General features: G+C 75.6%; 1 protein-coding gene. It reads right to left on the bottom strand.

The annotated features are described in order from the left end of the window. The coding region (locus ACSNOK_RS35835; protein ID WP_436784835.1) for a PP2C family protein-serine/threonine phosphatase at window positions 1-242 on the bottom strand (242 nt) is incomplete at both ends.

Here is a 242-nt window from a genome sequence, read left to right as displayed (position 1 = left end):
CAACTGCTCTATCCCGGTCCACACGTCCCGCAGCCGGGACTCCACCAGGCCGTCGGTGTAGAGCAGCAGCGTGGCCCCGGCCGGGGCGTCCAGCTCCACGGCCTCGAAGTCCACCCCGCCGACCCCGATCGGCGCGCCGGGCGGCACCCGCAGCACCTCCGCCCGGCCGCCCAGGTGCAGCAGCACCGGCGGCGGGTGCCCGGCGTTGGCGATCACGATGCGGTGCGCGACCGGGTCGTACA

Source organism: Streptomyces sp. URMC 126, from assembly GCF_051386555.1.
GTDB lineage: Bacteria > Actinomycetota > Actinomycetes > Streptomycetales > Streptomycetaceae > Streptomyces.
The sequence above is the reverse complement of the archived record's forward strand: the minus strand, read 5'-3'. Positions and strand labels throughout refer to the sequence as shown.